Genomic DNA, 26,108 nt, shown 5'->3' on the forward strand with positions numbered 1-26,108 from the left:
TTCATGGTGGGGTCAACATTGGCGTCTCCTTCCTCTTCTTTTTTGCGGTCGCTGAACAGGCCTTGAAGCGATAGCTGTCGTTTCCGGTTTCCAGGATGTGGCAGCGGTGCGTGAGGCGATCGAGGAGCGCGGTGGTCATCTTGGCGTCACCGAAGACGCTGGCCCATTCGCTGAAGCTCAGGTTCGTCGTGATCACGACGCTTGTGCGCTCGTAGAGCTTGGCTCGAGCAGGTGGAACAGAAGCGCGCCGCCCGAGGCGCTGAATGGCAGGTATCCCAGCTCGTGCAGTGCCGGCAGCACATGCTTTGCATGTGCGAGAGGGAGGATCACCTATTCTGTTTTCACCAACGCCTCGGCGATCTTGCCGGCCCTTCCCTGTTCCAGCGCGTTCACCCGTTCGACGGTGGAGAAGAAGCGCACGCGTTTGCGGTGATGCTTGATCGCCTGGACTCCGAGGGCCACGCCAGAGGCATGCTTTCAGCACGACCGCGACATGGCTTTTCCCGGTGCCGTGCCCGCCAGTCAGGACCACGTTCTCGGCGGCGTCCAGGAACTCGCATCGATGAGGCTGCCGGACGAGGGTCTCGTTGACCTCGCTGGCGGCGAAGTCGAAGCCCGACAGGTCCTTGTGAGCCGGGAAGCGCGCTGCCTTCATGTGATAGGACCCTCTCGTGACATCCCTGCGGGATGCACTGCCGGGCAGTGGATGGACCGCACTTCACGTTCGGCCATTTCGGCTTTCAGAAGCTGCGACAGGATGGGGGCCGTGCCGGAGGCACGCTTGCAGCGTGACCGCCTCGAACGCAGGCGCACCCTGTTCCATGAGGTCATGGACGGGTCACGCCAGAGGCGTGCTTTCAGCACGACGCCATGCCTGGCATCTTCAGACTGCGGAGCATGATGACGATAGCTGCGTCGCGCCGTAGGCGCGCTCACAGGGACGGGCGGGATCATGACGCATGGCGTTTGCCTCCGGATGTGCGCAGCCCATCGTAGCGTGCGACATTGGCCTCGGGCTCTTTGGTCAAGACGAGACTTGAAGGCGGGGTCACATCGGGCTGGTCAGTCGGCGTGCCATCCACCAGCCTGTGGAGCAGGTTCAGCACATGGGTCTTGGTCGGCCGCCCGCCTCCAGAGCCATTTCCACGGCGCAGAGCACGGCCTGCTCCTCGTGGTGCAGGACCAGGGACAGGATCTCGACCATCTCACGATCGCCGCCGGGCTTGCGCAGCATCTGATCCTGCAACTGGCGGAATGCCTCCGGCATCTCGACAAAAGGGGCCCCGTTGCGAAGCGCGCCCGGCTTGCGCTGGACCACGGCGAGGTAATGGTGCCAGTCGTAGATGACGTGGCCCGGTTGACGATGCGATCTATCAATGATGCGCTGGTGCTCGCAGACCACATGCCCTTCTGCGTCATGCCGGAGGCATGCTTCCAGCATGATAACCAGCCGTTCGGGATAGATGTGCAGGCTGACGGGTCGGTTCGCAAAACTGGCAGGCACGGAGTAGCGATTGCGATCAAAGATGAACAGGCAAGTTGGTGACACCCGCTTGCTTTGCTCGACATAGCCGTCCAACGCCGTGGGCAACTGCATCAGCGAGGACTTCTCGGCCGCCCGGACGTCTGCGATGCTGCCGGGCAATCCGCCATGTGTGGTCTTGGCCCGCAGCGACTTGCACCGGTCCTCCAGCCAGCGGTTCTGTGCATCGAGATCAGGGAAGGTGGGCATCACCTGCCACATCCGCCGTGCCGGAGGCGCGCTTTCGGCACGACGCGCATCGCGGACGCTCTTCTCGACCTGACCGCTCGCCATTGGGCTTGAACCAATGGCGCCACAATGGCTCGCCCCAGCCCGCGGCTGGGTTGCAGAAGTCCGGCTCAAACAGGTAGTGACAGGTCATCGCCATGAAGCGCGCATTCACGTCGCGCTTCTTGCCGACGCCCACACGGTCCACCGCCGTGCGCATATTGTCGTAGATCCCGCGGCCCGGTACACCTTCGAAGATCCTGAACGCGTGCCAATGCGCGTCGAACAGCATCTCATGTGTCTGCAGCAAATACGCCCTGACCAGGAACGCGCGGCTATGCGACAGCTTGATGTGTGCGACCTGCAGCTTGGTCCGTTCACCCCCGACGATCGCGTAGTCCTCGCTCCAATCGAATTGGAAGGCCTCGCCCGGCTTGAACACCAGAGGCACCAATGTCCCGCGGTCCGTCGTGTTCTGCGCGCGCACTCGGTCCGATTTCCAGGCCCGCACAAAGGCTGAGACCCGCTCGTAGGACCCGTCGAACCCCAGCTGAACCAGATCCGCGTGCATCCACTGACCGAAAGTGCATTTCCGCAGGCAATGTCACGAGAGGCTGCTTCGCCGTCCGCCGCTCCTTGCGCGATTTGCGCTGTTCGGCCAGCAAGCAGACCGACAGCTTCTCCACATACGGGTCGAGCTTGCTCGGCCTCGATGGTGCCTTAAACTTGGGCTCGACGATCCCGGCCCGCAGGTAACGCCTGATAGTATTGCGCGACAGACCAGTCCGCCGCGAAATCTCACGGATGGGCAAGTTATCCCGAAGTGCCCAACGTCGAATGACGCTCAACATATCCATGTCGATCACTCCAATGACCCCCGACAAATCCCGTCAGGGGAAGGGTTCCACATGGGGCAATTCTCAGTGACAATTTTGATCGCTGCTGGGTCAGTTCTCAGTGACATCCAACACCCTATGAGGAAGAGACGATTCACCCCCGCCTATACGGCTGAGCCACGCGAATGCGGTGTTCGGCGGTTTCGAGACATGCGCGGTAATTCAGGCCGAAGGTGGGCATCGCGAACGCGCGATGCAAGATGTGTCACCATTGGGTCGACCAGGTCTCCTGACAGATACAGTTGCTAAAGACGGCGTCCGTCTGCAGCAAAGCGCATCTCGGCAGTGGGGTCCCAGTCAACTGCGATCTCGGTGCCTTCGGCCGGGATGGGTTGGTTGGCGTCCTGCCTGACGGTGAGAAGGTCGCTCGATGAACCCGGATCGGCGCGCAGGTGGACCAGCGTCTCGGCCCCAAGCGGTTCGGCATAGGCGACCCGGGCAGCGAGACGGCCTGCGGGCGACAGGCGCATGTGTTCGGGACGGATGCCGATCTGGCCGTCGCCCTGCTGGCCCAGCGTGGAGGGCGCTAGGAAGTTCGTCGGCGGCGAGCCGATGAATCCGGCGACAAAGGCGGTGGCGGGATTGGCGTAGACGTCGAGTGGCGTGCCGATCTGGTCGGCCACGCCGCCGTTCATGACGATCATGCGGTCGGCCAGTGTCATGGCCTCGACCTGATCGTGAGTCACGTACAGCGCGGTCACGCCAAGGTCGCGTTGCAATGCCTTGATCTCCAGCCGCATCTGGACGCGCAGTTTGGCGTCGAGGTTCGACAGCGGTTCGTCGAACAGGAACACCGCGGGCTTGCGCACGATGGCGCGGCCCATGGCGACACGCTGGCGCTGTCCGCCGGACAGTTCGCGCGGTTTGCGTTGCAGGTAGGGTTCGAGTTGCAGAAGCTTTGCGGCCTGCTGGACACGCTCGGCGATCTCGGGCCTTGGCACCTTGGCGATCTTCAGCCCGTAGGCCATGTTGTCGAAGACCGACATGTGCGGGTAAAGCGCGTAGTTCTGGAACACCATGGCAATGTCGCGGTCCATTGGTTCCACATCGTTAACGGTCCGACCGTCGATCTGGATCTTGCCCGAGGTGACCGTTTCCAGCCCCGCCACCATGCGCAGAAGGGTGGACTTGCCACAGCCCGACGGGCCGACGATGACGATGAATTCGCCATCCTGCACGTCGATGGACACTCCATGGATGACGTCGGTCTGGCCGAAGGATTTCTTGACGGTGTCGAGGGTCAGGGTTGCCATGGGTTATTTCTCGCTGTCCACTAGGCCGCGGATAAACAGTTTCTGCATGCCGATGACCACCAGCACGGGCGGGATCATCGCGAGGATGGAGGTGGCCATGATGACCGGCCAATCGGCGAGGTCATCGCCAGAGGGGAACATCTGCTTGATCCCCATGACGATGGTGTTCATCGACGGATCGGTGGTGATGAGCAGCGGCCAGAGGTACTGGTTCCAGCCGTAGATGAAGAGGATGACAAACAGCGCGGCGATATTGGTGCGGCTCATGGGCAGCAGGATATCGAAGAAGAACCGCATGGGGCGGGCGCCATCGACGCGGGCGGCCTCGGCCAGCTCGTCTGGCACGGTCATGAAGAATTGCCGGAAGAGGAAGGTCGCCGTGGCGGAGGCCACGAGGGGCAGTATCAGGCCGGAGTAGCTGTTGAGCATGCCGAAGTTGGCGGCGACCTCGTAGGTGGGCACGATCCGCACCTCGACGGGCAGCATAAGCGTCAGGAAAATCAGCCAGAAGAACAGGTGCCGCCCGGGGAAACGGAAGTAGACGATGCCAAAGGCGGACAGGAGCGAAATCACGATCTTGCCGACGGAGATGCCGATGGCCATGATCGCGGAGTTCAGCAACATCAGCGCGACAGGCGCATTGATGCCGGAGGTCAGCGCCTTGGAGTAGTTCTCCCAAAGGTGGGGGCCCGGCAGCAGGGGCATCGGCGGACGTGCTATTTCAGGCTGAGTGACGGTTGAGGCGACAAAGGCCAGCCAGATCGGGAAGAAAATGAACAACACGCCGAGGATCAGCCCCAGATGGGTGAGCCACAGCCCCGCACCGCGCTTTTCGACCATGCCGTGACGCTCTGCCATCAGTAATGCACCCTGCGTTCGATGAACTTGAATTGCACGACGGTAAGAATGCCGACGATCACGAGAAGGATCACGGATTGTGCCGCCGAGCTGCCGAGATCCTGCCCGACGAAGCCGTCGGAATAGACCTTGTAGACGAGGATTGTCGTGGACTGCTGCGGCCCTCCTGCGGTGATGGTGTGGATCACTCCGAAGGTCTCGAAGAAGGCGTAAATCACGTTTACCACCAGCAGGAAGAAGGTCGTCGGGCTGAGCAGCGGCCAGACGATCGTCCGGAACCGCGTCCAGAAACGCGCGCCGTCGATGGCGGCGGCCTCGATCACGCTGCGCGGGATGGCCTGAAGCCCTGCGAGGAAGAACAGGAAGTTGTAGCTGATCCGTCCCCATGCAGAGGCGACGACGACCAGCCCCATCGCCTCGGTGCCGTTCAGCACGTGGTTCCAGTCGTAGCCGAGTTGGCCCAGATACCAAGTGACGACGCCCACCCGGGTGTTGAACATGAACATCCACAAGACGCCCGCCACCGCCGGGGCGACGGCATAGGGCCAGATCAGCAGGGTACGGTAGGTCCCCGACCCCTTGATCAGCCGATCTGCAAGGACGGCGAGGTACAGCGCCACGCCCATGGACACCACCGTCACCAGCACGGAAAACACCGCCGTCGTCACGAACGACGCCCGGTAATAGGGATCGCCCAGCAGGTATTCGAAATTCCCCAGGCCCACCCATTGCATCGACAGGCCAAAGGGATCGGGGATGAACAGCGACTGATAGACCGCCTGCCCGGCCGGGTAGAAGAAGAACACCGCCGTCACCGCCAGTTGCGGCAGAACCAGCAGGAGAGGCAGCCAGACGCCCTTGAAGGTAACCCGTTTCTCCATCAGGACTTGACTCCGGTGCTACTGGGTCGCACCTTTGCGGGGCGCGCGAAAGAGGATGCTGCCATGACCGTCAAGATGTCCATCTCCCTGACCGACCAGCAGGCCGCCTATGCCCGCAAGCAGGTCGAAGAGGGGCGCTTTCCGTCCACCTCCGCCGTGATCCAGCAGGCGCTGGAAGCCAAACGCCGCGAGGACGAGGAGTATGCCGAGTGGAAGGCGCAGTTTTTCGACGAGTTGAAGCGCCGCGCCGAGGGCCCGCATGTGTCGTCCGACGAGATGGACAACCGAATCGCGGCAATGCTGGCACGCAAGCGGCGGGACCATGGCCTGGACAACTGAGGACGCGCCCGAGGTCGAGACCGACCTCGAAGCGATCTACGACCACCTGTTCGCCAGCCACCTGGGTTTCGGGAATTCCGAACGCGAGGCGGCGATGCTTGCGGCGCAGCGGGTGGATGGAATCGCGGCGACCCGGTTGGGGATTGCCCGTGCGCCTTATCGCGGCACGCAGCACACGGTGCGCGGGCGGTCCTGCCGCCACGTCACCATCGACCGCGCGATCTACTGGTTCACGCTGGACGAGGGCGCAGAGGTGCTGCGCGTCGAGGCGATATTCTTTGGCGGGCAGGATCATGCGGGGCGGATGTTTGCTCGGTTGACGTCAGAGGGGGAAGGGGCCCCGTAAGGCCCCTTCCGTCAGCATTCAGCGCGATGACTGTTCAAAGCGGCGCAGCAACGGGTTGCCGCGTTCCACCGCCGAATCCAGCGCCTCTTGCGCGGATTTGTCCCCGGCCCAGACGGCCTCCAGTTCCTCGTCGATGATCGTGCGGATCTGGTCGAAAGACCCCAGCCGCAGGCCCTTGGAGTTTTCGGTCGGTTCGTTGGTCGTCATCTGCTTCACCGCGATATCGGTGCCGGGGCTGGATTCGTAGAAGCCCTGTTCGCGGGTCAGGTCAGCCGCCGCCGCAGTGATCGGCAGGTAGCCGGTGTCCTGGTGCCACTTGGCCTGGATTTCCGGCGAGGACAGGAACTCGAGGAACTTCGCCACACCGGCGTATTCCTCGTCGGTCTGGCCTTCCATCACCCACAGGGATGCACCACCGATGATGGTGTTCTGCGGACCGTCCGCCAGTTCCGCCCAGTAGGGCAGGGGGCGCACGCCAAAGTCGAATTGCGCCTCGGCCTTGATGCCCGCGTAGCCCGCCGAGCTTTCGGTGAACAGCGCGCATTCGCCGCCACGGAAGTTCGCGCCGCCCTCGTTGCGGCGTCCGGCGTACAGGAACTTGCCGTCCTTGGCCCAGTCGCCCATCGCCTGCACGTGCTTCACTTGCGCCGGAGAGTTGAAGACGAGCTCGGTCTTGGTGCTGCCAAAGCCGTTGCCTTCGGAGGCGAAGGGAATGTTGTGATAGGCGGACAGGTTTTCCAGGTGGATCCAGCTTTGCCACGCGGTGGTCATCGGGCAGCTTACCCCTGCATCCTTCAGCTGGGTCAGCACCTCGCCGACCTGCTCCCAAGTGGACAGGTCCACGTCGGGGTCGATGCCCGCCTCCTTCAGCTTGTCGCGGTTGACCCACAGCACGGGCGTGGACGAGTTGAAAGGCAGCGACAGCATGTTGCCATCGGCGGAGGTGTAATAGCCCTTCACCGCGCCAATGTACTGCGACTGGTCAAAGCCCTCGCCCATGACCTCGAACACCGGTTTCACCGCGCCCTTGGCGGCCATCATCGTGGCAGTGCCGACCTCGAAGACCATCAGGATGTCGGGCTGTTCACCGGCGCGGAAGGCGGCGATGCCGGCGTTCAGGGTCTCGGAATAGTTGCCCTTGTGGGTCGCCACGACGGTGTAATCGTCCTGGCTGGTGTTGAAGGTCTCGACCTGTTCGGCCACCAGCTCGCCTAGGCGGCCGGTAAAGGCGTGCCAGAACTCGATCTCGGTCTGGGCCATGGCCGGGGCAGCACTCAGCAATACGACGCTGGCCAGCAGGGTCTGTGAAAGTTTCATGTTCTTCCTCCGTGTCTGATGCGGGCGGCGTTGCGCCCAATGTGTGCGCGTTGTGACCGCGCTTGATGAAGTCCGTGTGACAGGCTCAGGGCCGGTCAAGGATGACGTCGGGGACGATCCCCGAAGACTGGATCGCCGCCACAGCGTCGCTGCCCGCGAAAAAGCCGTAGCCCGAAATCAGCGCCGAACGGATGCCCGCCGTCTGAGCGCCCAGAATGTCCGTGTGGAGGCTGTCGCCCACCATCAGGATGCGGGATTTGGGCGGCAGCGGATCGAGCCGGGCGAAGGCAAGGTCGTAGATATTGGCGAAGGGTTTGCCGAAGAACTCTGGCGTGACGCCGGTCCGGTCGGCAAGGCGATGGGCGAAATGCCCCGGTTCGGTGGAGAAGCCGCTTTCGCGAGGCGCCACGATGTCGGGGTTGCCCACCAGCACGGGGCGGGGACGGTCGGCCAGTGCCTTTTCCAGCAGCACCTGTCTTTCCTCCGTCCATGCGGCGGACCCGATCATCAGAAAGCCGTCGACCTCGGCATAGGGCTGGGGGTCTTCCTCCAGATAGGTGAGGTGCAGCCGTTCGAGATCGCGCAGACCCGTGGAACGCGTCGCCATAAGCCCCCAATGCAGGTCTTGCCGCCCGTCGAGCCCCGCCAGCAACGCGCGACGGCTGGTGATGACGTCTTCGGGGGCGAAATCGTAGCCGAGCCTCGCGTATTTCTGCATCAGAGCCGCATGGGGAAAGCCCGCCGCGTTGGAGACGATCATCACCTGTTTGCCCAGCTCGCGCAGATCGGCGATGCGTTCGGCAACGCCCTCGATGGCGGTTTCCCCGATGTTCAGCACGCCGAAGGCATCAAGCAGAAAGGCGTCATAGTCCCCGGCCACATCGGCCAGCGTGCGGGCGATGACGGGCTTTGCGCGCTCCGGGGCAAGGTCCGGCAGGCGGTGCCTCACGGCCTCGTAAGCGGCAAAGGCGGTGTCCACGCTCATGCTCATATGATCGCGCCCCGGACCTTGGCAGACACCCATTCGGAGATCACCACTGCGGCGAGGATCACAAGAAGGATCAGCGAGACCTGCGGCCATGCCAGCACGTTCAGGGAGGACGACAGTTGCAGGCCGATGCCGCCCGCGCCGACGAGGCCGAGCACCGTGCTCTCACGGATGTTGATGTCCCAGCGAAAGACGGCAACACCAGCCAGTGCGGGCAGGATCTGCGGGATAATGCCATAGGCCATGACCTGCCAACGGCTCGCCCCCGTTGCGGTGATGGCTTCGACCTGCGCATGGTCGATTTCCTCGATGGCCTCGTAAATCAGTTTCGCACAAAATCCAACGGAGCGAATTGCGATGGCCACGACCCCGGCGAAGACTCCCGGCCCGATGATCGCAATCAGCAGCAGAGCCCAGATCAGCGAGTTGATCGACCGGGTTGAAACGATGATGAGCAATGCGGCGGGGCGGGCCAGCCAACGCGACGGCGTGGTGTTGCGAGCTGCCAGGAAGGCCACAGGGATCGCCAGAAGCAGCGAGATGATCGTGCCGAGCGTTGCGATGTTCAGCGTGTCCCAGATCGGGCGACCGAGCTGTGCGATGTATTCCCAGCGTGGCGGGGTGGCACGGTCCCAGATGTCGCCTGCGATGCGCGGCGCGTCCCAGACGAAGAACCACGTCGTCGCCCCTGAAATGCGCTGCCAGCAAAAGAGGAACACCGCGACACCAAGGAGCCAGCCGAACCAGCGGATCATGGCCTGCCCGGAGGTGCGGCGGCGCCAGACCTGCTGGCCGTCTTGTGTCAGAACCACCATTACTGAACCCGCGCGCGGATCACGCCCGACAGGTATTCCAGCCCCATGACGATGCCGATGATGAGGATCAGGATCGCTGCCGCGGTGTCGTATTCATAGCGGTCAAAGGCGGTGTTCAGCGTCGCCCCGATGCCGCCCGCGCCGACCAGCCCGAGGATGGCGCTTTCGCGGAAATTGATGTCGATGCGGTACATCGACAAGCCAACGAGGCGCGGCATGACCTGCGGTTGCACCCCGTAATTGATCCACTGCATCCAGCGCGCGCCGGAGGCCCGGATCGCTTCCGCCTGAACGCGGTCCATGGCCTCGATATCTTCGGCCAGCAGTTTCGACAGGAACCCAATGGTGGCGAAGCTGAGTGTGAGAAACCCGGCCAGCGGGCCAAAGCCGAAGATGGCGACGAGCAGAATGGCGACGATGATTTCCTGCAGGGCGCGGGAGATGGCGATGATCGCGCGGCAGATGACGTAGACGGGCAGCGGCGCAATGTTCCGCGCAGCGCCAAGCCCGATGGGGATGGAAATGGCGATGCCCACCACCGAGGCCGCGACCGTCATGATGATGCTTTCGGACAGGCCTTCCCAGATGTCCGACCAGCGGGTGACGAAATCGGGGTGGGTGAAGGCCAGCACGAACTGCCAGCCCCGGTCCAGCCCCTCGTAGACGCGGCCCCAATCCACCGGGATGGTGGAGACGGCAGCCACGAGATAGACGGCGAAGCCGATCAGCAGCCCCCAGCGCAGCGCGGCATTGCGGACCAGCGGTGGCTTGCGCCAGCCTTTGCCCAGCATATCGTCGAGTTCGCGATGCGTGCTCATTCCGCTGCCTCCGAGAGGTCCGCGTCCTCGTCCTTCTGAATGGTCGCTTCCCAGTCTTCCTCGCCGTAGATTTCCGTCAGCTTCTGCGGCGTCAGTGCCGCAGGCAGGCCATCAAAGACGATCTCGCCAAAGCGCAGTCCCACGACACGCGGTACGAACATCTGCGCCAGCGCCACGTCGTGAATATTGATGATCGCCGCCAGCCCGCGTTCGGCACAAAGCTCGCAGATCAGGCGCATGATCTGGCGGCTCGTCTTGGGGTCGAGCGAAGCGGTCGGTTCGTCCACCAAAAGCAGTTTGGGCTGTTGAATCAACGCGCGGCAGATGCCGACCCTCTGGCGTTGTCCGCCGGACAGCTCGTCAGCGCGCTTGTCCGCCATGTGCAAAAGGCCCACGCGGTCCAGCAGGCGGAAGGCCTCGTCCACGTCCGATTGCGGGAAACGGCGCGTGAATGAGCGCCAGAAGCTGACGTAGCCAAGACGGCCCGACAGGACGTTTTCCATCACTGTCAGCCGTTCGACCAACGCGTATTCCTGAAAGATCATCCCCATCTCGCGCCGCGCTTTCCGTAGCGCTCCGGGGCCAAGGGTCGGCAGGTCCGTGCCGTCCAGCAGCACCGCACCGGAGGTCGGTTCCACCAGCCTGTTGATGCAGCGGATCATGGTTGACTTGCCCGCGCCCGATGGCCCGATCAGCGCCAGCACCTGTCCGGCGGGCACGTCCAGATCAATCCCTTTCAGGGCCATATCGCCGGTCTTGTATGTCTTCGTCAGTTTTTCGAGGCGCAGCATCCGCAGTCCCATCGGTTCGGGAACGGGGCACGCGCAGGCGCGCCCCGTCCGGGCATTTCAGGGAAGTCCGTTACTGGCAGGCGTAGGACACGCCGTTGGCGGCGTCGATCTTGCGGATCACGTCCCAGAAATCCTTGTAGTTCATCTCTATGAACTGGGCCTCGTTGGATTTCGAGAACTCCTCCTGCAAGGAGGACCCCTCCCACGGGAAGGTGAAGAACGCGTCGCGGATCTGCTCCTGCAACTCGGGCTTGAGGTTGTAGACAACGCCAAAGCCAGTGGTCGGGAAGGTCTGTGACTTGTAGATCGACACGACCTGCTCGGGTTTGATCACGTCGCGTTCGATCATGCGGTGCATGACCGAATTGGCGATGGCCCCGGCGGTGTAGTCCTTGTTGGCCACCCCAAGGATGGTATTGTCATGCTTGCCCGAGAACACGGGTTCGAAATCTTTCTCTGCCTCCAGCCCGTATTCGCCCTTCAGGATCGCCGAAGGGGCCTTGAATCCGGAATTGGAGGTGGGCGAGGAGAAGGCCAGCTGCTTGCCCGCGATGTCCTCCATCTTTTCCACCCCGGACCCGGGGTAGGTGATGATCTCCATCTCGTAGCCGAAGGAACCGTCTTCGGAGGCCATGATTGTAAAGGGACGGAAGCCGGCGCAGTTCACCGCCAGCGGGTTTGACCCGGTGTTGAAGCCGGAGATATGCAGGCGGCCGGAGCGCATTGCCTCGATCTGGGCGGCGTTGTTCTGGACAGGGAAGAAGATGACGTCCTTTCCGGTCTTCTCTTCGAGATAGGTCAGGAAATCAGCCCAGGCGGTCTTGTACACCGCGGGGTCTTCGACCGGAGTGTAGGCGAAGACCAGCGTGTCGGGGTCGAGCCATTGGCTTGCATCTGCGGGGATATCCGCGACAAGGTCGCCATCGGCATCGCAATAGCGCGAATCGAGATCGCCACGGGGACAGTCCTGCGCCGCCGCAGCGGTCGACAGCAGCGCCGCCGCTGACGCGGTCAGCATCAGTTTGAACGTTTTCGTCATGGTATTTCCTCCCTGGGGTGCGGTCGTTTCGCCGCGTTTTTTTAGGTAGCGAGAAGCAGTTCGACGCCTCCCGCCGTCAGTGCCTGTGTCAGCTCCGGATCGGGTGCCTGATCCGCAACAAGCGAGTCGATCTCGTCAGGGCGACCGACCAAGGCCAGCCCCTTGCGCCCGAACTTGCGCGAATCCAGCAGCAAATGGCGTTTCCGGGCACGTACCAGCATGGCGCGCTTCACGGCGGCAAAGCCGCGCACGGTTTCCGAGGGGCCTTCTTCCGTCAGGCCCGTGGCCCCGATCATGCAGTGATCGACGTGGAACCCGCTCAGGTAGGCCAGCGTGTCGGACCCCACGACGGCAGATTCCGCCGAGAGGTATTCGCCGGGACACAGCAGGATCTGTTGCGCCCCGTGTGCCAAGGTCATTGCCACGGGGATCGAGTTGGTGATGACAGTGCAAGGCGTTCCACGCAGTGACAGCGCACGCGCGAACTGGATCGTGGTAGAGCCACTATCGACCATCAGCGTCTCGCCGTCGCGGACCAGTTGGGCTGCGCGCTGGCCGATACGTTCGCGCTCGGCTGTTCGGGCAATGGCGCGTTCGTTGAGGCCCGGATACTGGCCGGGACCGGGGGCCGTGGCCCCGCCATGCGCCCGCGCCACCAGCCCGTCATCGGCCAACGCGTCGAAATCGCGGCGCACAGTTTCCGTTGATACGTTGAACCGCTCGGCCAGCTCGGCGATGCGCACATGCGGGCGCAGCTTCAGCTCCAACAGGATCTGCTCGCGCCGCTCGGTCTTCCGCAGCCGTTGCGGCGGACCGTCGGTGACGTTCGATGCTGCGACTATCTCTGCCAAATCCATGCCCTGACTCGCGCTTTGAGGGTATGGTTGTGGTATTTGGCACGTAATTCAATCATTTTTGTCGCATATCGCTCGTTTTAGTGGTTTTTAATTGAGAAATGCCAAGTTCAGGCCTGCCGGACCGGAAAGGTGACAAACACAAGTGATCGGGATTCTCATACAGGTGTCGGCGGCAGTGGCGCTGTTGTTGTGGGCCGTGCGGCTCGTCCGGACCGGGATAGAGCGGGCGTTTTTGCCGTTTGTACAGCGGGGCCTGCGCAGGCTGTGTCGCCACCGTGTCTCGGCGGCGGTGGGTGGGGTGATGGCGGCCATGACCATGCAGAGCGCGACGGCGGTGACGCTGATCTCGAGCGGGTTCATCGCCTCGGCCACCATTACGCCTACGGCGGCGCTGGCGCTGATCGTGGGGGCGGAACTGGGGTCTGCGGTGATGGCGCGCGTGCTGTTCCTGCCGATCCAGAGCGTCATCCCCGCGCTGCTGCTGGTCGGGGTGGCTCTGAATTTCCGCAAGGGACGGAACGCGTTGAAACAGGCGGGGCGGGTGCTGATCGGGCTGGCGCTCATCCTGCTGGCCTTGGGAATGATACGCACTGCGACGGCGCCAATCGCCGCCAACGACATCGTGCGCGCGATTGCGGCCTACCTGTCGGGCGACCTGCTCAGTGCCTCGGTTCTCGGGGGCTTGCTGGCGTGGTCGATGCATTCCAGCCTGGCCGCCGTTCTGACCGTGGCGAGTTTTGCCACGACGGGGATCATCCCGTGGCCTGTGGCGGCGGCGCTGGTGATGGGGGCCAATTTTGGCGGTGCGATGATCCCTCTGACGCTGTTGTCGGGGGCTGAACGGTCGGTGCGTAGCGTCGTTACCGCCAATGCTGTTGCACGCGGGGTACTGGCCTTGGCGGGCATTGCTGCGCTTGTCTTTGCCGAGGGATTGGCGGCGCCGGGTTTCGCCAATCCAGGTGCAGAGGCGATCTGGCTGCACATTGGTTTCAACGTCGTGCTCGTGCTGCTGGCGCTGCCGTTGGCCGAGGGTCTGCTGCGGGTCGCGGGCGGCATGCTGCGTCCCGATCCTGAAAACGGGGCAGAGGACATATCTGCGCTGGACCCGGACGCCCTGTCCGATGCGCGCCTTGGTCTGGCCTGCGCGCGGCGCGAGTTGATGCGCATGGGCGAAGCGGTGCAGGCGATGCTGGTGCTTATGAAACCGCTTTACCGGGGCTGGGACGCGGACACCGATGCCCGCATCCTGCGGTTGGAGGATGCCGTCGACCGGATGCATTTCGAATCCAAGTTGTATATCTCGCGGTTGCGCACCGCCCCGCTGACAGAGGCGCAGGCGCGTCAATCGCTTGAAATGGTGACTGTCGCCAATGGTTTGGAGGAAGCGGCGGACCGCATCGCCGTCAACATGCTGGCCATCGCCCGCAAGATGCGGCAGCAGGCAGTGTCCTTTTCCAGCGAGGGGCTGCATGATCTGGAGCGGTTGCATGACGTGGTGCTGGCCAATGCGCAATTGGCGTTGGGGGTGCTCACCGACGGCAACCCGGACGACGCGCGCCAGCTGGTCAGCCAGAAGGACGCCATGCGTGGTCTGGAGCAGCGGCTTCAGGAGAGCCATCTGCAACGGTTGCAGGACCGCCGATCGGACAGCGTGGCCAGTACAAACATGCATCAGGAAATCCTGCGGTTGCTGAAGCAGATTAACGCCTCGTTCAGCTATGCGGCCTATCCGATCCTCGAGGAGGCGGGTGCCTTCCTCGGCAGCCGCCTTGCGCGGAGCGGGTGAAGCGCCGCGGGGGCGTGACGGGGCTTATGGTCCGCTTCGGCGCGCCACTGTCAGCAGCGCGCCGCTGTCCGCGATCATCGCTGCGTGGTGTTCGGCAGGGACCGCGTCGGTGATGACGCTTTCAAAGTCGCTGAGCGGGGCGAGCAGGTTCAGTGCCGTGTGGCCAAGACGGAGATGGTTTACCAGCAAAACCCGACGTGCGGCGTTGTCCATCATCAGCCGTTTGACCCGGGTGATGTCGTCGTCCATGTGGTAGACGCAGCCATCGGCCACCGCCGGGGTCGAAATGAACACCAGATCGGCCCGCAGTCCCGCCAACGCGGTCTCCGTCACGCGGCCCACCCAGGCGTTGTACTTCGCGGAAAACCGCCCACCCAGCGCGATGACGGTGATGCCCGGCTCGGCCTTGAGTGTCTCGATTACGGCGTGGTTGTTGGTGATGACTGTCAGCGGGCGTTTGGCGGACAGGGCCGCGCCCAGCACTGTGGCGGTCGAGCCGTCGTTGACCATAACGGTCATGCCCGGTTCGACCAGCTCCACCGCCGCCGACGCCATCCGGGCCTTGACCTCGTGGCCCTGCATCTGACGAAAGCGGAAGTCGCTTTCGAATTGCGTCCCGGCCTCGATGGTGGCCCCGCCGCGAATTTTGCGCAGCAGCCCCTCGGTTTCCAGGTCGTCCAGATCACGGTGAATGGTCATCTTCGACACGCCGAAGTCTTCGGCGAGCAGGTCCAGCTGCACCTGTCCGTCTCGGACAAGCCTGTCTAGGATCTGCTGGCGGCGGTCGTCGCGTTTCATCCGTCTTCCTTCAGTCCAGCAAGGCGCGCGCCGTGAGTTCATCGGTAATCAGACCCGACACGCGGCCCGAGCGCAGGACGGAGCGGATCGCCGCGACCTTCTCCGGCCCGCCCGCGATGGCGACGATAGACTCTTCGCGGTCAGGATCGTAGCCCACGGCTAACGTTCGGGCCGAAAGCGTGGTTTCCACGACATGCCCCTCCGCGTCAAAGAAGTCACCCAGCATCTCGCCCTGCGCGCCCGCCCGAGCGATTTCCTCGATTTCCGAGGGTTCGATCATGCGGCTGGTGACAAGCTGAGCGTCGGGGTCGACGGTGCCGATGCCCACGACCTTCAGCGTGGCGGATTGCGCCATGCGGAACACCTCGTCGACGCCGCGCTGATTCAAGAGGACCTCGCGGTCCTCGACGGTATTAGCAAAGAAGGGGACGGGCATGACACAGGCGCGCGCGCCAGTCTTGTCCGCGATGCGGTGCATGACGTCATGCGGGTTGGCGGCGAAATTGCCGGTCAGGCCACCGAGCAGCGAGACGAAGTGCAGCCCCGGCGCATCCATGCGGGGCAGGGCGCGGGTGGTTTCAGCCAGGGTGCGGCCATGTCCGAGGCCGATGATGCGGTGTTCGCCCGCCTCGAACTGGCGTTTGAGGTAATTCGCCCCCGCGAGCGAGAGCGTGCGCAGCGGCAGGCCTTCCTCGCCCACGTCGGGGGCGACCTCGCAGAGGTCGAGGCCGTAGCGGTCGTAAAGCGCGCCCTCCAGCGCGACGCATTCGACGATCTCGCCCTCGATGCTGACCTTGACGTTGCCCTCGGCCACGGCGCGGGCGATCAGGCGGTGGGTCTTGACCGAGGGCAGGCCCAGCCGTTTCGCCACCTTGGCCTGCGTGAGCCCGCCGACGTAATGCATCCACGCGGCGCGGATGGCGAGGCTCTTGTCGTCGTCGGTCATGGTCTTGGCTGGTCCAAAGGTCTTTGGACAGGGTAGGGGCGGGGCGCGGCAAAGGGAAGCCCCGCGATGGTGTCACAGGTTCAGGTGCTGCGCCCCGGTGTCGATATACGGCGCCCAGAAGGCGATGGATTCGGCGATCTGGGGAATGACCTCGCGGTCATTGGGTTCGCGTTCCTTGAACGACAGTTCCAGGCAGATCTCGTTGGTTTCGGCGCCGCCTTCGGCCAGCGCGGCCAGCAGCGGCTCCGGCTGGATGCGGCCCTTGGCGTTGAAGGGGCGATGGCCACCCTTGTCCATGAGGGATTGTTTGATGTGGATGATGGGCGAGACGCGCGGCACGGCGCGCGCCCATGCGTAAGGGTCGTAGTCGTCGGGATTGGCGCTGGTGACGTCGCCGTGGTCGATATCAGCCATCATCCACATGGGGATGGCCATGTCGGCCTTGGTCAGGCGGTCCTGAAGGGCAAGGCATTCCGCGATGGTCTCGCCGAACTCGCGGGCGACGCTCATGGGTTCCCAGAAGACGTAGCTGAGGCCTGCGGCGCGGGCGTGGTCCGCCACCTCGGCCCAGTGGTCGATGGCGATGTTGATCATGTCCTCGCGGCGGGCCGGGTTGTCCTGGTCGGCATAGGTCAGGATGGCGAATTGCGTGCCGACCGACGTGCCGCCGAGGTCGGCGGTGATGTCGGCGAAGGTCTTGAACCAATCGACGTAGTAGTGGCGCACGTCGCGGTCGGGGTGGCCGAAGTGATTGAGCCGCCCGTAAGGCCCGGTCATGCCGGAGGTGACGCGGACGCCCGTGCGATGCAGTGCCTTGCCCATGGCCCGCGTCAGGCGGCGGATGACCGGCGCAGGCCAAGACGGGTTGATGAATTCGTGGGTCAGTTGCAGGTCGCGGATGCGCAGGTCACGCGCCACGGTGTCGATCAGGTCGTCCGGATCGGCGAAGCGGTTCACCAACGGGTTGGTGTTCAGTGAGAGGGTGAGCATTCAGGCGGCCTCGGCTTGGGTGGCGTCGAACCACTCGGTGAAGGCGGCGATCTGGTCGTCGGTCATGTCGAGGCGGTTCTTGGTCCTGCGCCAGATCACGTCCTCGGCCGTTAGCGCCCATTCGTTTTCCACAAGGTAACGCACCTCGGCCTCGTAGAGATGCGCGCCGAAGTGGCGGCCAAGGTCGGCCACGGACTGCGCGGTGCCGACGATGCGCACCGTCAACGTGCCGTAACGCCGCCCGTAGTATTCGCGCAGCTCGCGCGGCATCCAGGGGTACTGCGCCTTGAGGCTGTCGCGGAAGGCATCGTAGTCGGCACCGGGCATGTCGCCGCCGGGCAGGGGCGCGCTGTCGGTCCAGTCCTGGCCCATGGTCGGGAAGATATGGGTAAGCTGGTGTATCCCGCGTTCCGCCAGTTCGCGGAAGGTGGTGATCTTGCCGCCGAAGATGTTCAGCAGCGGCGCGCCGCCGGTGTCGTCGAGGTCGAAGACATAATCGCGCGTCACCGCCGAGGGGTTGCCCGCGCCGTCGTCGAACAGCGGACGTACGCCCGAGAAGGTCTGGAGGATGTCCTCACGCCGCAGCTTTTCCTTGAAATAGCGGTTCACGCAGTCGAGCAGGTAGGCGATTTCGGTGTCCTCGATGGCCACGTCCTCGGCCCGGCCATAATAGCCGATGTCGGTGGTGCCGATCAGCGCCTTGTCGCCCTCGTAGGCGTTGATGAAGATCACGCGCTTGTCGTGGTTCTGCACGAGATACGAATGCGGCCCCTCCCAGAACTTCGGAACGATGATGTGCGAGCCTTTGACAAGGCGGACATTGCGGGTGGAGTTCGCCCCGGCCACGCGGGTCAGCACGTCGGTCACCCAAGGCCCTGCGGCGTTCACGAGGCATTTCGCCAGCCAGTCGCGCTTTTCCCCGGTCAAGGTGTTGTGGGTGGTGACACGCCATCTTCCATTGTCGCGCCGCGCAGAGACGGCAGGCGAACGGGTCAGGACCGTGGCCCCGCGCTGCGCCGCGTCGAGCGCGTTCAGCACCACGAGGCGCGCGTCATCCACCCAGCAATCGGAGTATTCGAAGCCGCGCGTGTACTGGTCGAGGATCGGCGCGCCCTCGGGGTCGCGTCTCAGGTCCAGCGTTCGGGTGCCCGGCAGTTTCTTGCGCCCGCCGAGGTGGTCGTAGAGGAACAGGCCAAGCCGCACCAGCCACGCGGGCCGGTCCTGCGGGCTGTGCGGCAGGACGAAGCGCAGCGGCCAGATGATATGGGGGGCGGCGTTCATGAGGACTTCGCGTTCGATCAGCGCCTCACGCACCAGCCGGAATTCGTAATATTCGAGATACCGCAGGCCGCCATGCACCAGCTTGCCGGAGCGGCTCGACGTGCCTTCGGCCAGGTCGTCCTTTTCACACAGCACCACGGACAGGCCGCGCCCGACGGCGTCGCGGGCGACACCCGCCCCGTTGATGCCACCGCCGATGACAAACAGGTCAACCTCTTGGGTCATGTCAGGATCCTCCTGCGGACGCGGCCGGGGGCCGGGCGTCGAGCGAACGTTCATTGGTCTCGGACTGGCGGTTATGGCTGTCGTGTCGATGCGCGGCCAGTTGGTCCCAGATCGGGGTCAGCGCCTGCCGCGCCGCCCGGTAGGTGGGGTAGAGCGCGGCATAGGTGCGGGTCAGGTCGGCGTCGGGCTGTTCCGGCTGCCCCAGCAGGGGCGTCACCCATTCCGCGATGCAGGATTGCATGTCGGGATAGGCGTAGATGGCCACGGCGGCCATCATGGCGCAGCCTGCCGCGCCGGCTTCGTCGCGTTGCGAGACGCGCACGGGCGCCTCGGTGCAGGCGGACAGGACGGCGCGCAGGGCGCGGGAGCGCGCGGCACCCCCGGTGATGCGCAGCTCCGACGGCATCTCGCCCATCTCGGCATAACAATCGCGGGCGGCCATCCCCAGCCCCTCGACCACGGCGCGCATCAGGTCCGGGAAGCAGTGATGCTGCGCCAGCCCGATGAACCCGGCGCGGGCATTGGAGTTGACCATGGGGCCACGTTCGCCCACCTCGGAAATGTAGGGCTGATAGAGCAGCGCACCGGGGGTCGACCGCGCCATCCAGCCGTCGATGCGGCTGACGAGGTCGGAGTAGTCATGCGGGTGGCCGGTCTCGCTCATGAGGTCGGCGGCCATGCGCAGGGCCCAGTCGATGTTGAGCGTCGCGGCCATGTTGGTCTGCACCTGCGTGACCATGTGCGGCGCGGGGAGGCAGATGACGTAACCGCTTTGCTGGCCTTGGGTCAGGGTCACGGCGTCCGAGGTCACGGCGCGCATGTGCACGCCGGTGCTGCCGATGGTGGAGCAGGCTGTCCCCGCGTCGCCCGTGTGCACGCCCGCGCCAAGCGCGGTCATGACCATGTCGACATAGCCGAGGGACACGGGTGTGCCCTCGGGCAGGCCTGTCTGCGCGGCGGCCTTTTCGGTCAGGGGATGCGTGACCTGCGTGCCGGCCACGATGGGCGGCAGCAAGGCGCGGCGGTGTTCCAGACCCAGTGCGGCGATGACAGTGTCGTCATAGGCCCGCGTGCGGAAATCGCCGAAGGTGAAGGCGGCCTCCGACGGGTCGGTGGCGCGCTGCCCGGTGAGGTTCAGATACAGCCAGTCCTTGCAATGCAGGGCGACCTCGGCGCGGTCCAGCAACTCGGGGCAATGGCGATCCATATGGGCCATCTGCGCGCCCATCTGGCAGGTGTTGAGCGCGGTGCCGGTGGCGGTGAAGCGCGCCGCATTGGCCGGGCGCGTCGCCAGGTCCGAGGTCGTCTTTGCCGCCCGCGCATCGAGCCAGAGCCAGGCGTCGCCAACGGGGCGGTCGCCCGCGCCCACCAGCCAGGTGCCGTCGCCCGGTCCGGTGACGGCGAGCGCCGCCACACGCGCCGCCAGCCCGTCGACCCTGTCATGCAGGCCGCGCAGGGCCTGCGCGCAATCGGCCCAGGTGCGGTCCATGTCCTGCGTCGCCGCGCCGTCGGGCGTGGTCTCGTAGCGGTTCAGCACCGCCGAGGTGCCCAGCTGCGCGCCCGTCAGGGTGAAGGCCACGGCCTTGATGACCGAGGTGCCCGCGTCGATGCCGATGATGATGTCGCGTTCAGCCATGCCGCACCCCGCGCGGGGCGTGACAAGGCGCGCTTAGGCCATGGGCCATGCGACGTCCTCCCTTGTTTGTCACGCGCCCCTAGGCTCCTCCGGCCACGGGGCGGACGCCGGGCGTGACCCGGCGGCTTGGGAAAAGCATATCGGAGGATACCTCGACGTCCAGTGTAATTTTTTTCTTCAATAGAAATAAATTGCAGTTAAGGTAACTCCAGCGGATCGGAAGCCAGGCCGGGGCGTCAGGAGGGCAAACCCCAAGCCAAACAAGAGTTTCCGGCCTGACAGGCGGCCTGCGACACAAGAGCCGGGCCGGCGAATCGAAGGGAGGACGGGTGCCGAACCACATCGGCGCCCAGACGCTGACCGCGTGTCTTTGCACGGTGTTAACAGGTCCGTTTTCGGGCCGGGAGAGCGTTGTGCGGACAGGGTTAATGCATGCCTCCCACAGGGAAGCAGGCGGCCCGATCGACGGGGAGTGAGGGAGGATGGCCATGACGGCGACAGAAACCATCAAGACGGGGGTGATCCACAAGCCCCGCCTGTCGAAGCGCGCCCTGATTGGCGGCGGCGCTGCACTGGCGGTGCTGGTGGTGATGGCGCTGGACACCACGGTGGTGCGCATCGGGTCCGAGCAGGACGCCCGCGTGGCGGCCTTTTCCCCAGACGCCTACGGGGCCGAGACCTTTCCCCGCGTCCGGTCCTTTGTCATGGACAAGGCCGTGCCCGTGGCCGAACTGGTCGCCGCGCTGGAGGCCGACAAGGTCGCGGCGGGCGAGAAATACGGCTCGGGCGGTATGATGCCGGTGATCCCGGTGACGTTCAGCGGCGTGGTGGGCGAAGGTAAGGGTGGGATCTTTGACGTGGTGGTTCCCGAGGCCCCCGGCGTGCGCATCCGCGTCCAGACCGGCCCCGCGATCAACGGCACCGACCCGCGCGACGCGCCCGGCGACATCGCCTTTGGCCAGTTCAAGAACCAGATCGAATTCCAGGATGCGGGCAGCGGTCTGAACCGCGCGATGAAGGCCGAGGTGCTGGACGGGCTGGATCAGGCCAGCCTGCCCGGCAAGACGATGACCGTCACCGGCGTGTTCAAGCTGATCAGCCCGAAGATGTGGCTGGTGACTCCGGTCGCGGTGACCGTGCAATGACCGCGCAGGGGGCAATCGTGGCGGGGACGACGGGCGAAGTCGTCATGTCCGCCCGCGACGTGGCGAAACATTACGGCGCAGTGCAGGCGCTGAAGGGTGTGAACTTCGACATCCATCGCGGGCAGGTCACGACGCTGTTCGGCGAGAACGGCGCGGGCAAGTCGACGCTGATGAAGATCCTCTCGGGCATCGTCACGCCGACCCATGGCAAGATCATCCTCGACGGGCAGCCGGTGGTCTTTGCCAATGCCACCGACGCGCTGGCGCGGGGCATTTCGATCATCCATCAGGAACTGGCGCTGGCCCCGAACCTGAACGTGCGGGACAACATCTTCATGGGGCGCGAGTTGCGCGGGCCGATGGGGGTGGATTTCGCCGAGGAAGAGCGCGTGACCCGCGCCCTGATGGCGGAACTGGAGGAGGGCATCGATCCTTTGACCCCGGTGGGCGAATTGCGGCTGGGCCAGCAGCAGATCGTCGAGATCGCGCGGGCCTTGCAGGCGCGCTCGCGCATCCTGATCATGGACGAGCCGACCTCTGCCCTGTCGGCGCCCGAGGTTGACGTGCTGTCCGAGGTCATCCGCGACCTGACCGCGAAGGGCGTGAGCATCGTCTACATCTCGCACCATCTGGAGGAGGCGCTGACCGTGACGCATCACGCGGTGGTGCTGCGCGACGGCACCATGACCGCCTGGGCGCCAAGGTCGGAGATCGACCTGGAATGGATCGTGCGCAACATGGTGGGCGAGAATTTCGACCTCGGCTCGCCGCCCGAGTCCCGGATGGGTGCGGCGGCGCTGGAGGTGGTCGACCTTTGCGTGCCGGACAAGTCGGGGCAGGGCAACGTGGTGGACCACCTGAGCCTGTCGGTAAAGGCCGGAGAGATCGTCTGCATCTACGGGCTGATGGGCGCGGGGCGGACCGAGCTGATGGAATGCGTGGCGGGTCGGCTGCGCGCCACGGGTGGCGCGGTGAAGCTGCGCGGGTCCGATGGGTCGGGCCTGTCGATTGCCCAGCGGATCGACGCCGGGTTGGTGCTGGTGCCGGAAGACCGGCAGCGCGACGGGCTGGTGCAGACCATGACCGTGGGGCAGAACCTATCGCTGGCCTCCATCGGGGCCTCTACCAAACGGCTGTTCACCTCGTCGAAGGATGAACAGAAGGTCATCGACGACAGCATCCGCGAAGTGACGGTGAAGACCGACGGCGGCGGCGCGATGATCGGGTCGCTCTCGGGCGGCAACCAGCAGAAGGTGGTGATCGGTAAGATGCTGGCGACCCACCCGGACGTGATCCTGCTGGACGAGCCGTCGCGCGGCATCGACGTCGGCGCAAAGGCCGAGGTGTTCAAGCTGCTGGTGCGGCAGGCGGCCGAGCGGGGCCTCGCGGTGGTCTACACCACCTCGGAGGTCGGCGAATGCCTGTCGGTGGCGCATCGCATCGTGGTCATGCGGCGCGGCCGGATCGCGGCGGAACTCGATCACACCGTGAGCAAGGAACAAATCATGGCCGCCTCCGGCGAAGCCATGCACCATTAAGGGAGGGATCACCATGGCGGACATCACATCCGGGCGCACGGCGTCCAGCGGCCTCAACATCGGTCGCATCCTGCTGGAAGGGCGCGCGTTCTTTGCGCTCGTGGCGATCATCATCGTGTTCTCGATCCTGTCGCCGGTCTACTTCTCGGTGGGCAACTTCCTCATCATGTCGTCGCATGTGGCGATCTTCGGGTTGCTGGCCATCGGGATGCTGCTGGTGATCCTGAACGGCGGCATCGACCTGTCGGTGGGATCGACGCTGGGACTGTCCGGGGTCGTGGCGGGCGCGCTGATGCAGGGGGTGGAACTGCCTGCGGCGGGCGTGATCCTTTATCCGCCGGTCTGGGCGGTGGTGGTGCTGACGCTGTGCCTTGGCGCGGCGGTGGGCGCGGTGAACGGCGTGCTGATCGCCTTCTTCCGGGTGCCGGCCTTCGTCGCGACGCTGGGGATGCTTTACGTCGCCCGCGGCGTGGCGCTGCTGATGACCAACGGGTTGACCTACAACAACCTTTCCGGCTCCGAGGCGCTGGGGAACATGGGCTTCGACTGGCTGGGCTTCAACCGCATCGGCGGCGTGCCCATTGGGGTGATCGTGCTGGCGGTCGTCGCCGTCACCGTGGGCGTCACCCTGTCGCGCACCGCCTTCGGCCGCTGGCTCTACGCCTCGGGCGGCAACGAGCGGGCGGCGGAACTGTCGGGCGTGCCGACCCGCAAGGTGCAGATCGCGGTCTACGTGCTGTCGGGCATCTGCGCCGCCATCGCCGGGCTGGTGCTGTCCTCGCAGCTGACCTCGGCGGGGCCGAAGGCGGGCACGACCTACGAACTGACCGCCATCGCGGCAGTGGTGATCGGCGGCGCGGCCCTGACCGGCGGGCGCGGCACGGTGCGGGGGACCATGCTGGGGGCCTTCGTGATCGGCTTTCTGTCGGACGGCCTCGTCATCATCGGCGTCTCGGCCTACTGGCAGACCGTGTTCACCGGGGCGGTGATCGTCTTGGCGGTGCTGCTGAACAGCCTGCAATACGGACGCGCCAAGCGCTGACAATCCTAGAAGAATTTCATCTGGACCGGGGGTCGTACAGGCCCCCGGACGGGGAAAAGCCGCCCGCGAAACCCGGGCACAACCAAACCCAAAGGGAGGAACTATCCATGAAACTGACCAAGCGCGCCCTTCTTGCCGCCGTCGCAACCCTGCCGCTTATGGCGGGCTCGGCCTGGGCCGAGGGCCTGATCTCCATCATCGTGAACGACCCGGCCAACCCTTACTGGTTCACCGAGGGCGAAGTCGCCAAGGCCACCGCCGAGGAACTGGGCTACGAGGCCGCCGTGGCGGCGCACAAGGGCGACACCAACACGGAATCGACCCTGATCGACACCGCGATCACCAACCAAGCGAAGGCGATCATCCTCGGCCCCGCCAACGCCGACGGCTCCATCGGCGCGGTTAAGAAGGCTGTCGATGCGGGCATCCCCGTCTTCATCGTCAACGCCGAGATCAACGAGAGCGGTCTGGCCAAGGCGCAGCTGGTGTCGAACAACGCACAGGGCGCGGCGCTCGGTGCTATGGCCTGGGTCGAGGCGATCGGCGGCGAAGGGTCATTCGTCGAACTCTTCGGCGCACCGTCCGACAACAACGCCCAGACCCGCTCCAACGGCTTCGAGACCGTGCTGTCGCAATACCCGGATCTCGACAAGAAGGCGCAGGAAGTGGCCAACTGGGACCGCACGCAGGGCTACACCAAGATGCAGTCGATGCTGCAGGCCAATCCGGACGTGAAGGGCGTGATCTCCGGCAATGACGAGATGGCGCTGGGGGCGATTGCCGCGCTGAAGGAGGCAGGCAAGCTGGACGGCATGGTCGTCGGCGGCTTCGACGGCTCGCCGGACTCGGTCGACGCGGTGAAGGCGGGTGAACTGACCTACACCGTGCTGCAGCCGGTCGCGATCTTCGCCGAGGAAGCGGTGCGCCAGGCGGACCACTTCATCAACACCGGCGAGCTAAAGGTGGCGGAAGAGAAGCAGCTGTTCGACTGCATGCTGATCGACGCCTCGAGCGCGGACAAGTACACCGGCCCGTTCACCCTGTCGCAGTAATCTGATCTACAGGAAACAGGGGAGGGGGCCAGCGCGGCCCCCTTTTCGCATCTATATAGAAATGTACGATTTATCATACAAAACACTTGATATGATCAGAATTCTGTACATATCTCTTGCGGATCAAGCGACGATACTACATCCACGAGGCATGCATGCAGGTCATGACATATACCGACGCCCGCAACGGGCTGGCCAAGGCGATGGACCGCGTCGTCGAGGACCGCGAGGAACTGGCGATCACCCGCACGGGCCGCGAGGGCGTTGTGATGGTCGCGCAGGAGGAATGGGACGCCATCCAGACCACGCTCTACCTGCTCTCCTCGCCGAAAAACGCCGCCCGCCTGCGGGAGGCGATTGCGGAACTGGACGCCGGTGGCGGAATAGAGGTGGAGATCGACCATGAGACTGGTGTTCTCAAACCGCGGGTGGACTGACCACCTCCATTGGCAGGAGCAGGACCGCAAAGGCCTGAAGAAACTCAACCGCCTCATCGAGGAATGTATGCGGCACCCTTATACAGGGGCGGGAAAACCCGAACCGCTGAAGGGCGACCTCAGCGGTTTCTGGTCCCGCCGCATCACTGCCGAGCACCGCCTCGTCTACCGCGTCCGGGGCGAGGGTCCGGCCCAGCAGCTCGAAATCGCCCAATGCCGCTATCACTACTGAGCAAAACGCGCGCCCCTGCTGCTTCTTCTTGGTCCAAATACCTCCGGTGTGA

The 26,108-nt window shown here is 64.6% G+C and carries 24 protein-coding genes and 2 pseudogenes; 9 read left to right on the forward strand and 17 right to left on the reverse strand.

Annotated elements, in window-relative coordinates; genetic code table 11:
* Position 1: 1 nt before the first annotated feature.
* The 5 genes and pseudogenes from ACP16H_RS09395 to ugpA form a co-directional block, all read right to left on the reverse strand.
* Positions 2-823: pseudogene (locus tag ACP16H_RS09395) on the reverse strand (ATP-binding protein).
* A 127-nt stretch (positions 824-950) separates the two neighbouring features.
* Positions 951-2,607: pseudogene (gene istA / locus ACP16H_RS09400) on the reverse strand (IS21 family transposase).
* Between the two features lie 284 nt (positions 2,608-2,891).
* Positions 2,892-3,899, reverse strand: coding sequence for a sn-glycerol-3-phosphate ABC transporter ATP-binding protein UgpC (gene ugpC, locus ACP16H_RS09405; RefSeq protein WP_425072027.1), 1,008 nt, complete (start codon positions 3,897-3,899; stop codon positions 2,892-2,894).
* A 3-nt stretch (positions 3,900-3,902) separates the two neighbouring features.
* Positions 3,903-4,739 carry a sn-glycerol-3-phosphate ABC transporter permease UgpE gene (ugpE, locus tag ACP16H_RS09410; RefSeq protein WP_425072250.1) on the reverse strand — a complete coding sequence of 279 codons (837 nt, stop codon included), beginning with the start codon at positions 4,737-4,739 and terminating at the stop codon, positions 3,903-3,905.
* Positions 4,740-4,756: 17 nt separating this feature from the next.
* Complete coding sequence (gene ugpA, locus ACP16H_RS09415) at positions 4,757-5,638, reverse strand: sn-glycerol-3-phosphate ABC transporter permease UgpA (protein WP_425072028.1); 882 nt, start codon at positions 5,636-5,638, stop codon at positions 4,757-4,759.
* Positions 5,639-5,701: 63 nt separating this feature from the next.
* Here ugpA and ACP16H_RS09420 point away from each other — a divergent pair, with 63 nt between their 5' ends.
* Positions 5,702-5,977, forward strand: a complete 276-nt coding sequence (locus ACP16H_RS09420; protein ID WP_425072029.1) for a ribbon-helix-helix domain-containing protein — start codon at positions 5,702-5,704, stop codon at positions 5,975-5,977.
* Positions 5,961-6,323, forward strand: coding sequence for a type II toxin-antitoxin system RelE/ParE family toxin (locus ACP16H_RS09425; protein ID WP_425072030.1), 363 nt, complete (start codon positions 5,961-5,963; stop codon positions 6,321-6,323). Before ACP16H_RS09420 ends, ACP16H_RS09425 begins: the two co-directional genes overlap by 17 nt.
* An 18-nt stretch (positions 6,324-6,341) precedes the next feature.
* Here the strand turns inward: ACP16H_RS09425 and ugpB are convergent, their stop codons facing one another.
* The 7 genes from ugpB to ACP16H_RS09460 all read right to left on the reverse strand — a co-directional run bounded on the left by ugpB (position 6,342) and on the right by ACP16H_RS09460 (position 12,948).
* Positions 6,342-7,640, reverse strand: coding sequence for a sn-glycerol-3-phosphate ABC transporter substrate-binding protein UgpB (ugpB, locus tag ACP16H_RS09430; protein ID WP_425072031.1), 1,299 nt, complete (start codon positions 7,638-7,640; stop codon positions 6,342-6,344).
* Positions 7,641-7,725: 85 nt separating this feature from the next.
* Positions 7,726-8,631: an HAD-IIA family hydrolase gene (locus ACP16H_RS09435; protein WP_425072032.1), complete on the reverse strand. Its 906-nt coding sequence runs from the start codon at positions 8,629-8,631 to the stop codon at positions 7,726-7,728.
* Positions 8,628-9,443, reverse strand: coding sequence for a phosphonate ABC transporter, permease protein PhnE (phnE, locus tag ACP16H_RS09440; RefSeq protein WP_425072033.1), 816 nt, complete (start codon positions 9,441-9,443; stop codon positions 8,628-8,630). The genes ACP16H_RS09435 and phnE (ACP16H_RS09440) overlap by 4 nt, the downstream gene beginning before the upstream one ends.
* Entirely contained in the window at positions 9,443-10,261 is an 819-nt protein-coding gene (gene phnE / locus ACP16H_RS09445) for a phosphonate ABC transporter, permease protein PhnE (RefSeq protein ID WP_425072034.1), read from the reverse strand. Before phnE (ACP16H_RS09445) ends, phnE (ACP16H_RS09440) begins: the two co-directional genes overlap by 1 nt.
* Complete coding sequence (gene phnC, locus ACP16H_RS09450; RefSeq protein WP_425072035.1) at positions 10,258-11,052, reverse strand: phosphonate ABC transporter ATP-binding protein; 795 nt, start codon at positions 11,050-11,052, stop codon at positions 10,258-10,260. The genes phnE (ACP16H_RS09445) and phnC overlap by 4 nt, the downstream gene beginning before the upstream one ends.
* Positions 11,053-11,122: 70 nt before the next feature.
* A complete protein-coding gene (gene phnD, locus ACP16H_RS09455) occupies positions 11,123-12,091 on the reverse strand; it encodes a phosphate/phosphite/phosphonate ABC transporter substrate-binding protein (RefSeq protein ID WP_425072036.1) in 969 nt (322 codons plus the stop codon).
* 41 nt (positions 12,092-12,132) lie between these two features.
* Positions 12,133-12,948 carry a DeoR/GlpR family DNA-binding transcription regulator gene (locus ACP16H_RS09460; RefSeq protein ID WP_425072037.1) on the reverse strand — a complete coding sequence of 272 codons (816 nt, stop codon included), beginning with the start codon at positions 12,946-12,948 and terminating at the stop codon, positions 12,133-12,135.
* Between the two features lie 142 nt (positions 12,949-13,090).
* Here ACP16H_RS09460 and ACP16H_RS09465 point away from each other — a divergent pair, with 142 nt between their 5' ends.
* Positions 13,091-14,734: a Na/Pi cotransporter family protein gene (locus ACP16H_RS09465; RefSeq protein ID WP_425072038.1), complete on the forward strand. Its 1,644-nt coding sequence runs from the start codon at positions 13,091-13,093 to the stop codon at positions 14,732-14,734.
* A gap of 24 nt (positions 14,735-14,758) precedes the next feature.
* Here the strand turns inward: ACP16H_RS09465 and ACP16H_RS09470 are convergent, their stop codons facing one another.
* The 5 genes from ACP16H_RS09470 to ACP16H_RS09490 all read right to left on the reverse strand — a co-directional run bounded on the left by ACP16H_RS09470 (position 14,759) and on the right by ACP16H_RS09490 (position 20,610).
* Positions 14,759-15,532, reverse strand: coding sequence for a DeoR/GlpR family DNA-binding transcription regulator (locus tag ACP16H_RS09470; RefSeq protein ID WP_425072039.1), 774 nt, complete (start codon positions 15,530-15,532; stop codon positions 14,759-14,761).
* A 10-nt stretch (positions 15,533-15,542) separates the two neighbouring features.
* Entirely contained in the window at positions 15,543-16,478 is a 936-nt protein-coding gene (locus ACP16H_RS09475) for a sugar-binding transcriptional regulator (RefSeq protein WP_425072040.1), read from the reverse strand.
* Positions 16,479-16,550: 72 nt separating this feature from the next.
* A complete protein-coding gene (locus tag ACP16H_RS09480) occupies positions 16,551-17,468 on the reverse strand; it encodes a sugar phosphate isomerase/epimerase family protein (RefSeq protein WP_425072041.1) in 918 nt (305 codons plus the stop codon).
* Positions 17,469-18,974, reverse strand: coding sequence for a glycerol-3-phosphate dehydrogenase (locus tag ACP16H_RS09485; RefSeq protein ID WP_425072042.1), 1,506 nt, complete (start codon positions 18,972-18,974; stop codon positions 17,469-17,471).
* A gap of 1 nt (position 18,975) precedes the next feature.
* Positions 18,976-20,610: an FGGY family carbohydrate kinase gene (locus ACP16H_RS09490; RefSeq protein WP_425072043.1), complete on the reverse strand. Its 1,635-nt coding sequence runs from the start codon at positions 20,608-20,610 to the stop codon at positions 18,976-18,978.
* Between the two features lie 488 nt (positions 20,611-21,098).
* Between ACP16H_RS09490 and ACP16H_RS09495 the strand changes: the two genes are divergently transcribed.
* The 6 genes from ACP16H_RS09495 (at position 21,099) to ACP16H_RS09520 (ending at position 26,056) form a co-directional block, all read left to right on the forward strand.
* Positions 21,099-21,755, forward strand: coding sequence for a DUF2291 family protein (locus tag ACP16H_RS09495; protein WP_425072044.1), 657 nt, complete (start codon positions 21,099-21,101; stop codon positions 21,753-21,755).
* Entirely contained in the window at positions 21,752-23,293 is a 1,542-nt protein-coding gene (locus ACP16H_RS09500; RefSeq protein ID WP_425072045.1) for a sugar ABC transporter ATP-binding protein, read from the forward strand. Before ACP16H_RS09495 ends, ACP16H_RS09500 begins: the two co-directional genes overlap by 4 nt.
* A gap of 13 nt (positions 23,294-23,306) precedes the next feature.
* A complete protein-coding gene (locus ACP16H_RS09505; protein WP_425072046.1) occupies positions 23,307-24,335 on the forward strand; it encodes an ABC transporter permease in 1,029 nt (342 codons plus the stop codon).
* Between the two features lie 107 nt (positions 24,336-24,442).
* Entirely contained in the window at positions 24,443-25,387 is a 945-nt protein-coding gene (locus ACP16H_RS09510) for a D-ribose ABC transporter substrate-binding protein (RefSeq protein WP_425072047.1), read from the forward strand.
* Between the two features lie 155 nt (positions 25,388-25,542).
* Positions 25,543-25,824, forward strand: coding sequence for a type II toxin-antitoxin system Phd/YefM family antitoxin (locus ACP16H_RS09515; RefSeq protein WP_425072048.1), 282 nt, complete (start codon positions 25,543-25,545; stop codon positions 25,822-25,824).
* Positions 25,790-26,056, forward strand: a complete 267-nt coding sequence (locus ACP16H_RS09520) for a Txe/YoeB family addiction module toxin (protein WP_425072049.1) — start codon at positions 25,790-25,792, stop codon at positions 26,054-26,056. Before ACP16H_RS09515 ends, ACP16H_RS09520 begins: the two co-directional genes overlap by 35 nt.
* Positions 26,057-26,108: the final 52 nt, after the last annotated feature.

The organism is Sagittula sp. S175 (assembly GCF_049800975.1).
Classification (GTDB): domain Bacteria; phylum Pseudomonadota; class Alphaproteobacteria; order Rhodobacterales; family Rhodobacteraceae; genus Sagittula.

Coding starts and splice junctions, on each gene's coding strand:
- ACP16H_RS09420 (WP_425072029.1), top strand. CDS start 5,702: ATGACCGTCAAGATGTCCATCTCCCTGACCGACCAGCAGGCCGCCTAT.
- ACP16H_RS09485 (WP_425072042.1), bottom strand. CDS start 18,974: ATGACCCAAGAGGTTGACCTGTTTGTCATCGGCGGTGGCATCAACGGG.
- ugpA (WP_425072028.1), bottom strand. CDS start 5,638: ATGGAGAAACGGGTTACCTTCAAGGGCGTCTGGCTGCCTCTCCTGCTG.
- ugpE (WP_425072250.1), bottom strand. CDS start 4,739: ATGGTCGAAAAGCGCGGTGCGGGGCTGTGGCTCACCCATCTGGGGCTG.
- ACP16H_RS09425 (WP_425072030.1), top strand. CDS start 5,961: ATGGCCTGGACAACTGAGGACGCGCCCGAGGTCGAGACCGACCTCGAA.
- ACP16H_RS09460 (WP_425072037.1), bottom strand. CDS start 12,948: ATGGATTTGGCAGAGATAGTCGCAGCATCGAACGTCACCGACGGTCCG.
- ACP16H_RS09480 (WP_425072041.1), bottom strand. CDS start 17,468: ATGCTCACCCTCTCACTGAACACCAACCCGTTGGTGAACCGCTTCGCC.
- ACP16H_RS09510 (WP_425072047.1), top strand. CDS start 24,443: ATGAAACTGACCAAGCGCGCCCTTCTTGCCGCCGTCGCAACCCTGCCG.
- ACP16H_RS09505 (WP_425072046.1), top strand. CDS start 23,307: ATGGCGGACATCACATCCGGGCGCACGGCGTCCAGCGGCCTCAACATC.
- ugpC (WP_425072027.1), bottom strand. CDS start 3,899: ATGGCAACCCTGACCCTCGACACCGTCAAGAAATCCTTCGGCCAGACC.
- ACP16H_RS09490 (WP_425072043.1), bottom strand. CDS start 20,610: ATGGCTGAACGCGACATCATCATCGGCATCGACGCGGGCACCTCGGTC.
- ACP16H_RS09495 (WP_425072044.1), top strand. CDS start 21,099: ATGACGGCGACAGAAACCATCAAGACGGGGGTGATCCACAAGCCCCGC.
- ACP16H_RS09475 (WP_425072040.1), bottom strand. CDS start 16,478: ATGACCGACGACGACAAGAGCCTCGCCATCCGCGCCGCGTGGATGCAT.
- ACP16H_RS09515 (WP_425072048.1), top strand. CDS start 25,543: ATGCAGGTCATGACATATACCGACGCCCGCAACGGGCTGGCCAAGGCG.
- phnE (WP_425072034.1), bottom strand. CDS start 10,261: ATGAGCACGCATCGCGAACTCGACGATATGCTGGGCAAAGGCTGGCGC.
- phnE (WP_425072033.1), bottom strand. CDS start 9,443: ATGGTGGTTCTGACACAAGACGGCCAGCAGGTCTGGCGCCGCCGCACC.
- ACP16H_RS09435 (WP_425072032.1), bottom strand. CDS start 8,631: ATGAGCATGAGCGTGGACACCGCCTTTGCCGCTTACGAGGCCGTGAGG.
- ACP16H_RS09500 (WP_425072045.1), top strand. CDS start 21,752: ATGACCGCGCAGGGGGCAATCGTGGCGGGGACGACGGGCGAAGTCGTC.
- phnD (WP_425072036.1), bottom strand. CDS start 12,091: ATGACGAAAACGTTCAAACTGATGCTGACCGCGTCAGCGGCGGCGCTG.
- phnC (WP_425072035.1), bottom strand. CDS start 11,052: ATGCTGCGCCTCGAAAAACTGACGAAGACATACAAGACCGGCGATATG.
- ACP16H_RS09520 (WP_425072049.1), top strand. CDS start 25,790: ATGAGACTGGTGTTCTCAAACCGCGGGTGGACTGACCACCTCCATTGG.
- ugpB (WP_425072031.1), bottom strand. CDS start 7,640: ATGAAACTTTCACAGACCCTGCTGGCCAGCGTCGTATTGCTGAGTGCT.
- ACP16H_RS09470 (WP_425072039.1), bottom strand. CDS start 15,532: ATGAAACGCGACGACCGCCGCCAGCAGATCCTAGACAGGCTTGTCCGA.